The 15203-nt window shown below is 42.0% G+C and carries 9 protein-coding genes and 2 pseudogenes; 1 reads left to right on the top strand and 10 read right to left on the bottom strand.

What is annotated here, in order from left to right; translation table 11 throughout:
- Positions 1 to 18: 18 nt before the first annotated feature.
- Positions 19 to 765, bottom strand: a complete 747-nt coding sequence (gene gpmA, locus I2I04_RS13620) for a 2,3-diphosphoglycerate-dependent phosphoglycerate mutase (RefSeq protein WP_195655252.1) — start codon at positions 763 to 765, stop codon at positions 19 to 21.
- Positions 766 to 879: 114 nt separating this feature from the next.
- A pseudogene (locus tag I2I04_RS13615) lies at positions 880 to 1540 on the bottom strand (DUF5117 domain-containing protein); the annotation flags it as partial.
- A 155-nt stretch (positions 1541 to 1695) separates the two neighbouring features.
- On the opposite strand from I2I04_RS13615, the pseudogene I2I04_RS13610 reads away from it, so the two are divergent.
- A pseudogene (locus tag I2I04_RS13610) lies at positions 1696 to 1948 on the top strand (ATP-binding protein); the annotation flags it as partial.
- Between the two features lie 39 nt (positions 1949 to 1987).
- Here the strand turns inward: I2I04_RS13610 and I2I04_RS13605 are convergent.
- The 8 genes from I2I04_RS13605 to I2I04_RS13570 form a co-directional block, all read right to left on the bottom strand.
- Positions 1988 to 3442 carry an ATP-binding cassette domain-containing protein gene (locus I2I04_RS13605; RefSeq protein WP_195655251.1) on the bottom strand — a complete coding sequence of 485 codons (1455 nt, stop codon included), beginning with the start codon at positions 3440 to 3442 and terminating at the stop codon, positions 1988 to 1990.
- 130 nt (positions 3443 to 3572) lie between these two features.
- Positions 3573 to 5714 (bottom strand): alpha-glucuronidase family glycosyl hydrolase, encoded by a 2142-nt coding sequence (locus tag I2I04_RS13600; protein WP_195655250.1) that lies wholly within the window; start codon positions 5712 to 5714, stop codon positions 3573 to 3575.
- A 30-nt stretch (positions 5715 to 5744) separates the two neighbouring features.
- Positions 5745 to 6722, bottom strand: coding sequence for a glycoside hydrolase family 43 protein (locus tag I2I04_RS13595; protein WP_195655249.1), 978 nt, complete (start codon positions 6720 to 6722; stop codon positions 5745 to 5747).
- Positions 6723 to 6901: 179 nt separating this feature from the next.
- Positions 6902 to 8038: an endo-1,4-beta-xylanase gene (locus I2I04_RS13590; protein WP_195470916.1), complete on the bottom strand. Its 1137-nt coding sequence runs from the start codon at positions 8036 to 8038 to the stop codon at positions 6902 to 6904.
- Positions 8039 to 8067: 29 nt separating this feature from the next.
- On the bottom strand, positions 8068 to 9552 hold the full coding sequence (locus I2I04_RS13585; RefSeq protein ID WP_143259434.1) for an MFS transporter: 1485 nt from the start codon (positions 9550 to 9552) through the stop codon (positions 8068 to 8070).
- Between the two features lie 21 nt (positions 9553 to 9573).
- The gene (locus I2I04_RS13580; protein ID WP_195655248.1) at positions 9574 to 11220 is read right to left on the bottom strand and encodes a sialate O-acetylesterase; all 1647 of its coding nucleotides are present in this window, start codon (positions 11218 to 11220) and stop codon (positions 9574 to 9576) included.
- A gap of 328 nt (positions 11221 to 11548) precedes the next feature.
- Entirely contained in the window at positions 11549 to 13771 is a 2223-nt protein-coding gene (locus tag I2I04_RS13575) for an endo-1,4-beta-xylanase (RefSeq protein ID WP_195655247.1), read from the bottom strand.
- A 24-nt stretch (positions 13772 to 13795) separates the two neighbouring features.
- Complete coding sequence (locus I2I04_RS13570; protein ID WP_195655246.1) at positions 13796 to 15202, bottom strand: glycan-binding surface protein; 1407 nt, start codon at positions 15200 to 15202, stop codon at positions 13796 to 13798.
- Position 15203 lies beyond the last annotated feature (1 nt).

The raw sequence follows: 15203 nt of genomic DNA, 5'->3' as shown, positions 1-15203 counted from the left end.
TTTTAATGTGTAACTTTTCTATTTTTTCTTTCCCTGATTGGCTACTGCTTCCATCAGTTTTTTGATTTCTTCCGGATTTCCCAGGAAATAGTCGTTGCCCACATTCAGGTTTTCATCAAACTCAAAAACGTAAGGCACGGCAGTAGGCAGATTCAGTTTTATTATATCTTCATCGGAGATATTTTTCAAATGTTTTATGATACCCCGCAGACTATTACCATGAGCCACAACCAATAAAGTATGGGCTGTTTTCAGGCTGGGGAATATATCACTTTCCCAGTAAGGCATGATACGTTCAATGGTATCTTTCAATGATTCGGTACGAGGTAACTCCGCGTCGGACACTTCATGATAACGGTAATCAAAACGCGGGTTTCGCAAATCACTCTCCGAAAGTGGATTAGGGGCTATATCATAACTACGACGCCACACGAGCACTTGTTTTTCTCCATATTTCTCGGCAGTCTCAGCTTTATTCAATCCCTGCAATTCACCATAATGCTTTTCATTCAGGCGCCAGTTTTTCTCTACAGGTATCCAGTCCAGATTCATCTTATCGAGAACACAGTTCAAGGTTTTCACTGCACGTTTCAAATAGGAAGTATAAGCCTTATCAAAATTGAAACCATATTCTTTCAATGTCTCTCCGGCTTTTTCAGCTTCGGCAACTCCCTTTTCTGTCAGATCTACATCTGTCCAGCCCGTGAAGCGGTTTTCTTTATTCCATGCACTCTCTCCGTGACGAAGTAATACTATCTTTTTCATTTCTAAAATTCTCCTTTCTTCTTTTTATATATACAACAGATTGTTTCTTCACAAAGTTCACTAGAAAACAAATAGTTATCAATACCCAGAAATAATGATTCTTTCTGCAAAGAAGGTATGCGGATCTACAATACGCAACCCGTAGGCATTCTCTGTTTCCGAAGGCAGATAACGCAATACGCTATAACGTGCCATCATCTAAGCTCATTGTGGGATCGTCCGGCCACTCTTTGGCAATAATGGCATTTTTAAATCCTGCTGCTTCAAAAGCAACATTCCAGTCGTTCACACCAGCTTTAAGATAAGGGATCCATTTCTTGGGTATCGCCGGGTCTATATAGTATACAATGGAGCGTTTCGGTTCGGTGAGTTGTTCCCGACGATAACGTTCCGGGCCTTTCGGTTCCAATCGGTAACGCTGAATGATAACTCCACGCGATGTGACTTGCTGTTCATCAGAGAATTCTATCACCGGATTCTGAAAAAAGCCAATCCTTTCATCTGCCAGTCGCGGCCGCATCGGTTCCTTAGGCAACATCACCATACTAGTGTTCAGTTTCACAGTCACTGATCCTGTTGCCGCAGCCGGCAGTTTACCGGAAGTTATGTTATAAGTACGCAAAGTTACTACTTCCACATTAATAGGATAGGTCTTTATGGTATCCATAAATGTACGATCCTGCACCAAAGAACCAATACCAAGAATAGAACGGTCACTTGACGTAAAGCCACATGTCTTGTTATCACTTAAAAGAAACTTGGAGACGTGTACTATGATTTACCAATGAAATCACAATGTTAGAGTGTAAGATGTATTGATAACAGTTTGCATACAGATTATTATCACTTAATTCTTTACAATCGGAATCCTCATTAAAAGTCATATTGATCCCATCAAAGGTAAGATATTCCCTGCCGATAATATTCGATTCTTTTGACATTGATTACCGGATTAATGGGAATGAAGTACGATTCTCCGTCAAGGATACAGAAATAGGCATCGCTCCGGAAAAACAAGAAGCTATCTTCACCCGGTTTGTGAAACTGAACAGTTTCACAAACCGGCACTAGACTGGGACTTCCTATCTGCGAAAGCATTATCACACAATTGGGAGGTAAGATCGGAGTGGAATCGGAACCAGGAAAAGGCTCTTGTTTTTGGTTTACACATCCGCTTCATTAGAAGCGAGATGCCCACTACATATAATCAACCCCAAAATAGTTATCGATTTCTCTTTAAGAAAATACGGTCTGTTATAGTGTTCGGAAGTTCCGATTCATAATGCGTCACCATAATCATCGTTTTATCCCTACGCTGGCAGAAAGCTTCGATAACTTTCTTTACCCGGCGACGATTATAGGTATCCAATCCATGAAGCGGCTCATCCAGAATGAGCAGTTCGGGGTCTTTGACGAAAGCTCTTGCCAGCAAAGCCAAACGCTGCTCTCCGCTGGAAAGTTGCAGGAAAGGTTTATCTTTCAAGTCTGCAATGCCGAATATATCCATCCACCATTCACAGATAGCCATTTGCTCCGGTTGAGGACGTTTGTACAGACCGATACTGTCATGCAGACCGCTGGCTACGATTTCAATAGCCGGCAAGTTTTTGAGATAAGCACGATGCATCTCCGGACTTACATAACCGATGTGTTTCTTGATTTCCCAAATACTTTCTCCTGTTCCTCGCTTACGTCCGAAAAGACTGATGTCGCAAGCATACGATTGCGGATTATCCGCACAGACAAGGCTCAACAATGTTGATTTTCCTGCACCGTTCTCGCCACTCAATGCCCATTTTTCACCACGAGACACGGTCCAGTCCAGTTCTTTCAGAATGGTTCGGTCACCATAACGGATGCTGACTTTATTCAGTTTTACTACTTCATCCGAGTCGTAATTATTGCCATTATAAGGCAAGTTTATAATCCGCTGCTGCAAGTCATCGAAAGAGGCAGTCACATCTCTACTGCGAAAAGCGTCCAAATAGGCTTCATGCTCCATTTTAGGAAAGACTTCCATCTTATCCACAGGAATGACATGAGTGATAAATGAAGGTATATCATCCAACATGGAAAGTACCAGAATAATCTGCACGGACGACATTTTCGTCAGGCGTTCAAGTAAAGAGAATAACAATTCGCGTGTAGGAGCATCCAGTCCGATGAACGGATTATCCATTATTAAGACACGGGGAGCTGTTAATAAAGTTTTGGTAAGTTGGAATTTGCGTAATTCACCACTGGAAAGAAGAATGATTTTCTTATCAAGTAACGGTTCGATACGGAAGAGTTCAAACAGTTCATGTTGCAGATGTTCGTCTTTGATTTCTCCCAGCATTTCACGAACATCGGGAGCCTCATCCTGATCATGAGCGTTCCAACGTTGCTGATAGTAGTAATTGGCATCAGCTGCTCCGTAAGTATCGCGAAAGGCAATGTATTTCACATTATCATAAAGAGTTTGGGTGGCAGAAGGGGAAAAATCATATTGCACAGTTCCTTCACGCAATGGATATTTTCCGATGAGGGTGTCTACAAAAAGACTTTTTCCACCACCATTGGGACCTACAATGGCTATGTGTTCGTTCGCTCCGATAGTTGCCGTGACAGGTTTGGCTAAACGCACAAGCGGGTTGCGTGCTACGCCCCCCGCCATGCAGAATGTATTTTGACTCATATTCTTTTATTCTGTTTCGTTATTGCCCGCAAAGGTAACAATTTTATCATAAAAGACGTCTATATGCAAACATATTCTTATCATTTCTATTGATTGGATAGCTTTAGTTCATAGAAAAACAAAGCTTCCTTTATTTAGTAAATCCATAAGGAGGACATTCAAAATTGGTCATATCAAGTTGATATTCCATCATGTCTTTCAACTCGTGTACCGGACGTTCTAGTTCGTAAGGTATCGGTTGCTTACTGAATTGCCCGAAGTAAAGCAAACAGGCATCCCGCCACCAGACTGCATCACGTGCCTGAATCTTCAAGCGATGTTGCACTTCCTGAAAACGTTCGGAATCAATATACGGCTGCATACTATCCCACACTTTCTGAAAGTTTCTCACTTCTTTTACGCCACGGTCATACGCATAACACATTTCTGTCCAAAGCGTACGTCCATTCTTCATCTGATGGTTCCAAGAAACATGGTGAAACCAAAGAAGCATATTTTCCGGGCAAGTATCCACATTGTCCAGTCGCTCACACAGTGGGGAATGATATTGTCCGGTAGCATTACTTCCCGTACTGCTACGGTCGAAACCGATTCCTAAACTGTCAGCACGGTGATAATAGGAAGGCATCCAATCGGGACGGGCATTGGGAATATCGCACCAGGGTTCCGGTCCGTAATGATGTCCCCAAGCAAAAATATGATGCAAGCCAAGCGGCATCATGTAGTTTACCACTGCTTCTCTTGACTTCTGAAGAACTTGGGAATTGAGTAGAGAGAGTTGAGAGAATAGTTGTTCTTTCTCTTTTTGCGCAACTTTTCCTGTTAAAAGATTGGACTGTGTATCAACGACCGGAAGAAAAGTCTGCCTCAACCACTCTTCACCGATTTGTTCGGAAGAAAGTGAATGTTTCCACGCCAGACGGCCGAAAGCATACCAGTTGGCTTGGGCAAAAGGATGTCCGCACCAATTAGTGTCATCACCGATATTGGTGACACCGGCAATAGCAGTCAATGAATGAGGGAACAAAGAGCCGTCCGTCACACGGGCAATAGTAGAACCTTCACCCTGCATGTATGTATCGCTATCCAGACACTCTTTCCACATAGGAGCAAGAAAAGCAAGATGGTTAGAAAAGCCGAGATATTCCTGTGTTATCTGGAATTCGGGCATAACCGCTGTTTTCTTCATCGCTCCGAACAACGGACTGAATGGTTCGCGAGGTTGGAAATCAATCGGGCCGTTCTTTATCTGCACAATGACGTTATCCCGGAATTTTCCGTCCAAAGGTTCAAATTCAAGATAAGCTTGTTTGGCACGGTCGCTGTCGGTAGGCGAGTAAACGAAAGCGCGCCACATCACGATGCCGTGATAAGGTTTCAATACATCGGCAAGCATATTAGCTCCTTCGGCATGAGTACGCCCGTAGTCACACGGTCCGGGTTGTCCTTCGGAGTTTGCTTTCACCAAAAAGCCTCCGAAATCGGGTATCAGCGAATAGATATCTTTGGCTTTCTTCTTCCACCAGGCAATCACCTCTTTATCTAACGGATCGGAGGTGGATAAACCACCTAAAGCAGCCGGAGAAGAGAAGTTGATTGAAAGATATATTTTCAAGCCATAAGGACGGAAGATGTCTGCCAGAACCTTGACTTTCCGCAAATAATCATCAGATAATATCTTAGGACTTGCATTGACGTTGTTTATCACAGTAGCATTGATACCGATGGAAGCATTGGCACGTGCGTAGGCTTCATAGCGGTGAGAAACAACAGAAGGAAGTTCGTCCCATTTCCAAAGCGAATGTCCGGCGTAACCACGTTCGATTGTACCGTCCAGATTATCCCAATGATTCAAGATACGAATTCGGTAATCCGGTTTCTCGGAGACATTTAAAGACTTCAATGTTGATTCGGATAATTGTCCGGTAGCTTGCAGACGAAGCAGATGATAAGTTCCGTAAAGTATTCCTTGCTCACCGGAAGAGGTAATTGTCAGATGGTTGCCGTCTTTAGAAGCGCGGATGATGTATCCGTCATTTCCTAATGCACGCAGTTCCTTATTTTTCTGTATTTCCAACGTTATGGGGATTCCTCCCTGCCAAAAGTTCTGTAATTCGGAAACGGCGATATTTAATGTAGGAGATTGTTTCTTATTCATTATTATTGCTTTTGCTCCCGTTGGATAACGAAGCCACAAAGCGCTCCCATCTTCTGCATAAACAGAAGGAAAACAGAATAAAAAAACTAATATCAATATAGATATAATCCTCATAAGTAAATGAATCAAATTATCAGTTAATGACTATTCATCCAGTCCTTCAATCGTGATGATTTTTCCATCAGCATCGTATTGCAGTTCACAGACTTTCAGGCTACGAAGCCAGGTTTTCCCTTCGGAAGGTACGCAATCGTGATGGAACAGATACCATTTACCTTTGAACTCAACAATAGCATGATGAGTAGTCCATCCCACTACCGGAGTCAGGATAACTCCCTGATAAGTAAATGGTCCATAAGGATTGTCACCTATCGCATAACAAAGTAGATGGGTATCGCCTGTAGAATAAGAGAAATAATATTTCCCATTATATTTATGTACCCAGGAAGCTTCGAAGAAACGACGTTCTGTATCTCCTGCTGTCAGAGGTTTACCGTTTTCATCCAGAATGACTAACGGACGCGGTTCTTCCGCAAACTCCATCATGTCATCACTCAAACGAACAACACGGGATGGTAAGGCTTCCTCCTTTCCTTCGGGTAAAATGGCTGATTCTAATGCTTTATTATTCCGGTAACGTTGAAGCTGTCCCCCCCACAGTCCGCCGAAATACATATAATAATTACCATCCCCATCATTCCAGACAGCCGGATCGATGCTGTAACTTCCTTTCATCGGGTTTGCTTCCGGAATAAAAGGTCCGTATGGTTTATCGCTCACAGCTACTCCGATACGGAATATGTCGTTTTGGTCTTTCAATGGAAAATACATATAATATTTACCGTCTTTAAAAGCAACATCACAGTCCCAAAGCTGACGGCCTGCCCAAGGAATATCTTCCGTAGAAAGTACAACCCCGTGGTCAGTAATCTCTCCATTCATTACATCATCCATAGAATACACATGGTAATCTTTCATATTGAAATGATCTCCGTTGTCATTTTCGGAAATACCGCTTTCCCAGTCATGAGAAGGATAAATGTAAAGCTTACCATCAAATACGTGTACGGCAGGATCGGCCATATAGTCGCCGGGCACTAAATATCTTTTTTCTGTTTTCATGGTTTTATTCTTTTTACAAAGTTATAGTTCTAAATTAGCTTTATAAATGGGTATTTAATGAGTTCAAATTTGCAGAGGTCGTGTACAGCTCTATACAGAGGTCGTGTACAGCTCTATGCAGAGATCGTGTATAACCCTATGCAGAGGTCATGCAAATTTGAGTCCATTTCGTTAAATTATCATTTCTGCATTGCCTCATTGATAATCAAACTGACTACGGGTTTCGGCTGATAACTGCGGTCGAAAAGTAGCGGATAATCCGTACGCCCTCTCATCGGCCAGTCATTACGCCAAGTATCCAGATCGGTTACCCCCCAAAGGGTAACTCGTGTGATGATATCCTGATGTTTCAAAAACAGGCGGAAGAAATCATTCATCCGTTCGGTCCATGCTTTCGATACATCCTCCGGTAATCCATTGGGATAAGGATTCATATCCTTTTTATATTCGAACGAAGCGGAAACTTCTGCACCTATGTTTTGCTTCGGTGTGGGCAATACCGTCAGATCGAGTTCTGTAACCATCACTTTCACCCCTGCCTCTGCAAATGCAAGCATACTCTTTTCAAACTCGCCGACCTGCGGATAGTCCATACCGATGTGTCCCTGCATACCTACCGCATCAATACGGATGCCACGCTTTTTCAATGCTTTCACCAGTTTTACGACTCCTGCCCTCTTTCCGGGATTAGCCATAGAAAAGTCGTTGTAGTAAAGTTCTGCGTTCGGATCAGCCTCATGTGCATATTGGAAAGCCAACGGAATATACTCTTCTCCCAAAATCTCATAAAACTTGCTTTTGCGATAAGACCCGTCATCTTCTATCGCCTCATTCACTACATCCCAGCCTATGATACGGCCTTTATATCGTTTCACAATAGTAGTGATATGATCTTTCATCCGTTTCTTCAAAACTTCCGGAGAAACATTCTTTCCTTCCCCATCCACACAGAACCAAGGAGAAAGTTGTGAATGCCATATCAAAGTATGTCCCGTGATGACCATCCCGTTCTTCTCCCCAAAAGCAACAAATTCATCCGCTTGCGTAAAGTTATAACGATTTTCCTCCGGGTGCATCTCCTGACTCTTCATACAATTCTCCGCTACAATAGCATTAAATTGTTCCTGAATTACGCGCACTCCTGCTTTATCCTGACCGGACGCTTGTCGTGTATTCACCGCTGTTCCTATCAGGAACTTACCCTTCAAAGCTTCTTTCAAAGTCTTTTTTTCTTGTGCAAAAGCTACCGAAGTACTAGTTATCAGGGCCACAACAGCCAACAAAAAAACTGCGGTTGTTCTTGTCGAAGTCTTCATATAGTCTATCTATTAGTTATAGTTATTAATCAATTGTTTTCCAGACGGCGTTTTGCCAAATCGTCCTGAATATGCTCATTCAACTTCTTAGAAATAGGATAAAAAAACAAAGCAATTACTCCTACAAAGAAAGTGATGGCAGGAATCACGCTAGATGTCAAACGAATGCCGAAAATAGCGCTTTCCGTCTGCACTGTATTAGAAACAAAACCGAACGAATCGACAATTGCACCGCAAATAGCTCCCCCTATACCCAGTCCGGCTTTCAGGGCAAAGACTACACCTGCAAATACAAATCCTGTCGCACGACGATGGTTCACCCATTCGGAATGATCGGCAACATCTCCCATCATTGCCCAAAGCAATGGAATAGTAGGTGCGTATGCCAAACTCTTCAAACAGTTAATAATAAAAATCGTACTGATGTTTGTCGAATCTACCACAAAAAACAGGGCTGTAAAAAGAGCTGTCAATGTCAGGCAGATCAGAAATACATTTCGCTTGCCAAAGATATTGGAAAGAAATCCGGAAAGCAATATTACACCCGCCAAAGTGATAACCTGACCAATCATATTGAACAAACTGAAACCTACAGCAAACACATTACTATGATCGGGTTGCGCAATCAGTCCGAAAGCATCAAGAAAGGTGTGCCACATTCCATAAGTTTCTCCTTCTACCCGTACTAATCCGAAGTTCTGCAAGAAATCAAAAAGGGCTGTTTTATCTACGAAGTAATTAAAGTAGTAAGACATACTGCTTCCCCACATAGCCAATGTCGTAAACAAAAAGAGGGTTAGGATAAACATCGCTTTCCATGGACGGCTGCTTACGATATCTTTGAAATCTTGTTTCACGGAAGTTTTCTGCCCCACGGGAGGCGTGATACGCTCTTTGGCGGAAAAAAATGTGATTACTAAAAGAACAACTCCGATGATGGCAAACAGGGTAATCGTCAGGAACCATCCACGTTGGTCATCGCCTTGCCCGAACTTGGAGACTAACGGCAAAGTAAGTCCCTGCACTATAAAAGTGGCGATTGTAGCAGTCACAAAACGGACGGACGAAATACTGGTGCGCTCCTTTATGTCACTTGTCATCACACCGCCCAAAGAAGCATACGGAGTATTATTGAAGGAGTAAATAGACATTAATAAGGTATAAGTGATACCTGCATAAATAATCTTCCCACGCTCACTCAAATCGGGTGTCGTAAATGCCAGAATGAAGAATACGGCAAAAGGAATAGCTGTCCACAACAACCAGGGGCGATATTTACCCCAGCGGGTGTTGGTCCTGTCGGACAAGATACCTACCACCGGGTCGACAAATGCATCGAAAATACGTGCGACCAACAATATCATACCTGCTGCTGTTGCTTTGATTCCAAAAACATCTGTATAGAAGAAGAGTTGGAACATCATCATCATCTGGAAAATCAGGTTCGCCGAACCATCACCCAAGCTATAACCGATTTTCTCGGCCATCGACACTTTTTGAGTCTGTGTTTTCATGGTACTACTATCTTTTTTAATTTATTTGACTCTTTGTTGAAAGACTGCCTGGGAAACGCGTTGTCCCAACGTCTTTTTATCCAATGGATGAATATCATTCCATTCTCCTAAATCACCGTTTTTAATTAGAGTGACATTTTTATTTGTATTGGCTACTTCTGCCTGCACTTTCCGGAATTCCGCCCAGGCAGCACGTCCTCCTTTATCTTCAGGTGAGAGGAAATCCGCCAGTTCAATCACATAGAAAGGCATATCAGGTCGATTCCAACGCTGTCTCCAATCTGCAATCATCGCCGTCAACAAGTCTTTATATTCATTTCTGCGAGACACATTCGATTCACCCTGATACCAGATAACACCGGATACCGTATAATTCAATAAAGGAGCAATCATGGCGTTATAAAGTCCCACGGGTTTATAATGAAAAGCTGTCTGTCCCGGAGCAGCAGGCATGGGAGCACCAAGACGATATCTCCAGTTACCTTCGAGACTAATCTCCGATTCTCCTTTTTCCGGCTGACCTTTTCCGAAAAGTATCTTATAAGGCTTCTCCTTTACAAAGTGAGGGAAGCCGCCATAGCTGAAAAGGCGTATGGTTATCGTATTTTTTCCAGCTTTCAACAATCCGGCGGGAATGGTATAAATACGTGGTGGATATTGATAAGAAACTGTTCCCACAAACGTACCGTTCACATAGACGGAGTCTGCATCTACAATACATCCCAGACGGAGAGTTGCCTTTTCTCCCGCTTGTTGCCCGGACACTTGAAAATCTTTTCGGAACCAGTGGGAACCATTGATTGTATTCAATCCGTTAGTAGCCCAGCCGGAAGCAAACAAGTCAGTCGGTGTCCAATCACTGTCATCATAGTCGGCAGCATACCAAGGGGTGGCTTCATGCATTCCTTTATCTCCCTGATACAGTGTTACATTCCAGGCACGGCTTTTCTTGCTCTCTTCTTTTTTCATTGACTCTACCAAGTCATCTGATTCGTAGATACGTTTTTCGTTCAGATAATAAGGAAAAGGCTTCAAACCTTCCTCACTGATCCACGCTTCTACCGGTGAACCTCCGACACTAGAGTTTATGATTCCTACCGGAATTTTTGTTTTCTGAAAGTAATCTTTAGCAAAGAAATAAACCAAAGCAGAAAATGACATTACATTTTCAGGAGTCATAGCCTTCCAGGAGATTCCCGGAATATCTGTCTGCGGAGCATGAAAGTTATACAATAGAGGAGTTTTTATATAACGTACCATCGGATAATTACTGTCTGTAGATATTTCATCCCGAAAACGGTCTGTAACCCGTGAAACGGGTAATTCCATATTCGACTGACCGGAACATACCCAAACGTCCCCCACAAGAATATCCTTCAATTCTATATCATTAATAATCATCGTGTAAGGTCCACCAGCTTTCAATGCAGGTAAGGTTACTTTCCAGTTGCCTCGTGCATCAGCAACGGTCTTATATTTCTCTTTTTGGAAAGTGATACCAACAGTTTCATCAGGATCAGCCGTCCCCCAAATATTGACAGGCTCCCCACGTTGAAGCACCATTCCGTCGGAAACAAAAGCGGAAAGTTTAACCTTTGCTTCGCCCAACACAGCGAAGCAAAGGAACACAACTACTAACCCAACCTTATAAAACCAATACTTATTCATTATCCATTCTTTTATGTCTTTATTTCATAGTAATCCGGAAAGAGAAACAATCCGTCCTGAATTCCACTTTGCAAACTTAGGAAGTTTCTCTCCGCTTACCCAGAATTTTTGATTCAAATCATTAGTCGCTTGTTACATCATCGTTTACGTATGTTACAAATACTTGTCGTAATGTTACACCCAAATTGAGATTGCCGATGAATAGGAGGAAAATGAAGGATTTAGAAAGAGCGGATCACAGTAGTTATTGTTATTCATTCTATCTATTTTAAGATGATACCAGCTACTGTAATCCTTACTTTCTCCCTCTTTTATGTTATAAAATCATTTATTGCAAATCTCCGGTAAAGTCCTCGCTGACGTCTTTGCCAGCCAAACCGTCGGCTACTCCTTTGTAAGCATGCTTGCGGGCATAGTTTGCATCCCAAAGGTTAGGAGCATCATTCGGTATCCAATTCACATGTTCTTTTTCATTATCTGATACTCCCCAAATGGTGATACCATATTGCTTATCCACTGGAATATACTTTTTATACATATCAATTACATACTGATACATTTCTGCCTGCTGTGCCAGATTTTCAGTAGTGGGCGACGATGTATTAACCTTGATATCCAACTCGGATACTTTTATCAGCTTACCGGTAGCACCCAGTTTCTGGAACATTTGAGCGATATTGTCTTTATTGGAATCAATAGCAATATGCATTTGTGTACCAATACCATCTACTTTGGCCCCTTTGCTTTCAATGTATTCTACATATTTAATCAGACCATCGCATTTATTGAGGTTATACTCCAGATTATAATCATTAATGAATAGTTTGTCATCCGGGTTTCCATACTGACGCGCAAGTTTAAAGGCTTCTACCGCATAATCTTTCGGAGTTAAGAAGTAATCCTGCCAATAGAATTCATCAGATGCCAAATCAGTTTTGTCTTTACCACTCTTAATATCTGATGTTTTTCCGTCATCCATCGGTTCATTAACTACATCCCATGCATGAACGTGGGATTTGCAATGAGTGACCATCTTAGAAATCCAGTCTTCCATCGCATCTCTAATGATTTCAGCTTTTTGTTCATCGGTCTTTTCGATAATAGTAGGACCGGAAGCGCGGGTAATAGAACGTGTCTCCATCACTTTTTCCGATAATACAATATTATCAAAATAATAATCACCTGCACTAACTCCGAAATTGATGCATAGACGATTCATATCCTCTTTAGACACTGTAAATTCTTTCTTAAACTCTGTCCAAGTCGCACTCACACTTCCATCTACATAACATTCACCTGCATAACTGGTTGAATTCTGAATTTGAATCTGGAAAACTGTTGAAACACTTGCTTTAATCATCGCAGAGAATTCATAAGTCTTGCCCACTTCCAAAGGAGTATCAAGACCATATCCGGCCTGTGCCTTATATGCATTGCCAGCTCCCCCATCAACAGAGCTAGTCAGTTTCATCGAGTATGAACTTCCATACCCTTCACCTTCTTCCGAAATAACAGCCTTTCCACTACTCCAGGCTCCCCATGGACTAATGGTCTTACTTTCAAAGTCACCATTACTAATGAGATTTACAACCGTAGGCTCCGCATCTTTATCTGTCACTACAATATTGTCTACATAATAAGTCACATTTGGTAAATAGCCAAATTCAAATGCAAATTGAAATGTAGTACTCGTAAAATCATTCACAGTAATTTTAACCTGTTGCCATTGAGATGTCGTTTCAAAAGCTTCCGTCCAATTACCACCTGTGGCATACCAGTCTTTATATGGATAGTTATTCTCCAATCCACTAAAGGTCAACCTAGCTTTCCCTGATTCATCCGAACGGACAAAAAATGAAATTTCATAATTATGTCCGCTTACTGCAGATATGTCTGGAGTATATAATTGTACAGAATGAGATGCTGTTACAGATGATCCTACCGCAAACTTCAGCGCTTTGGAAGTTGGCGTCAATCCTTCTCCTTCCACAACAGACATGGCATCACTTCCATTCTTACGATTCCAACCATCAAAAGTGCCATCTTCGATGCCGGATAAGTCTAATAAATTACTTCCAGCCGGTCCCGGAATAACCTCCGGCGCTATCAAGCTATTCAGATAATTCGCATTCTGGTTAGAATGCCAAACCAGACAGTGACCATAAATGCTGATACCGGCTTCTGCCGTCTTGGTAAACAACTGGTCGACCTTATCAAACTTCAAATTGCCTTTAGAATCGACCATAGGTCCATGTTTCATAGCATAGCCAATCGTCAAGTCATTAAAGTTTTCATTTACGATATTGGTCGTTGTCTCGTCACCAAGATATTCATCCATCCCTACTCCAATACCCAACTTAAAGTTGGGATCGGATAAGTATTCTTTCAATGGTTTGTAGCGAGAAATTTTTTCAGCCAACTGCAAAGGTAGTTCGGAAGAAGTAATCGCTCCATGTGCCGGGTCTTTATACCACTCCATTTTATTATCGTCGCACGATGTCAATATGAGAACTGACAAAGCAACAAACGGAAGCATATTTCTGTATTTCATAATCGTTTCAATTTAAAGTCATTATTATTCTGCGTCTTCTCCGTTATCTGGGAAATCTGTATAGTCCGGCTTCGTCAAAGGCACGACACGCCAGTTATCAATATAAATTTTCACAGAAGTAGCTTTGGACAGAAATTCTGTTTCTTTATCCGAGCTTGCACCCGTAATCTTATCCAGTGTGATATCTGAATTTTCAAAATAGAAACCGAAGTTAGCATAAGAAGCAGACGCACGAGTAGCAGCCACATCGGCAAAAGTAACCCAAGCTCCACTAGATGCTTTCGATTTATAGAATTCACTGAACGGAACAGTTACAGTCTGCCAACCGGTTGTCTGGAATGGAACGATTTTTCCATCTACAATCCATGGAACATAATTGTAACAATCTCTCTCCCATTCTCCGCCATTGAATCCGTTCTGACCACATATCTTTAAGAATCCGGATTCAGACCAAGGTTCAGGCACATAAATTTCAAACTGAATAGCACATTCGGCAACAGGAGTTTCAGCAGGAACACCTAGCGTCAGCCAGTCAGGATCAGTGCCATTACCGGCTGTCCAAACTTCAGCACAACGATTTTTCGCCGCAGCTATCGGCAACTGTCTTTCCAACGGTAAGCGGCAATAAGCACCTTGCGACACATTTCCTTCGCCAATCGAAGCTGATTCTAATTCAGTTGTTTGAATCATACTTTCAGCATCGCCCCATGCTCCTTGCGCACCCACTCCATCAAAGTTCAACAACAAGCCTTTCTTATAATTGAAATAAGCAGGAGAATAAGCACCACCATTAGAACCTTCCACGAAAATAGCACCTCCTTCATCAGAAACTCCGGCAGGCATGTCTACCATAAAATATTCACCGTCAGGATCAGAGATTATATCATCTGTTACCACCACACCTCCGGGAAAGACAACTTTTGCTATTTCCGTCAATCCAGTTCCATAGACAATAACAGGCTCACCCACATTCGGCATACAGTTGGATATTTTTGTTATAGACGGTGCAGCAGCACGAATCTGGAAATCATAAACATATTCACCCCCATCTTTCACCAGACGAATCGTATTACGTACATTCTCGTCTGCCTCTGTTGTAGGAACTTTACTGTTTACACTAACCAGAAAAGATTTATTCGAAACAAACACCGGATTAAAATAGCAGTTATATCCATTAATATACACCTTCTTCAATCCGTTGAATCCTTCACCTTCAATTCGTATCAGTTGCCCCAAACGGGCAAAATCAACCAAACGGTCAGGAACATCAGACTTTGCATCTTCCAAATAAACTCCCGTAATACTCATTACAGAACTTCCTCCGTTATTATCATCGTCGTCATCACACGAAACAAATGAACAAGAGCAGATGAGCAGACTCACCAATAAGCCAAAGGCCTTTATGCTGTTTTTATATATCAAACTTTTCATT

The sequence above is a fragment of the Bacteroides sp. 1001136B_160425_E2 genome, from assembly GCF_015559655.1.
Taxonomy (GTDB): Bacteria; Bacteroidota; Bacteroidia; order Bacteroidales; family Bacteroidaceae; genus Bacteroides; species Bacteroides luhongzhouii.
Note: the sequence above shows the minus strand (reverse complement) of the source record. Positions and strands in the feature narration are given on the sequence as shown.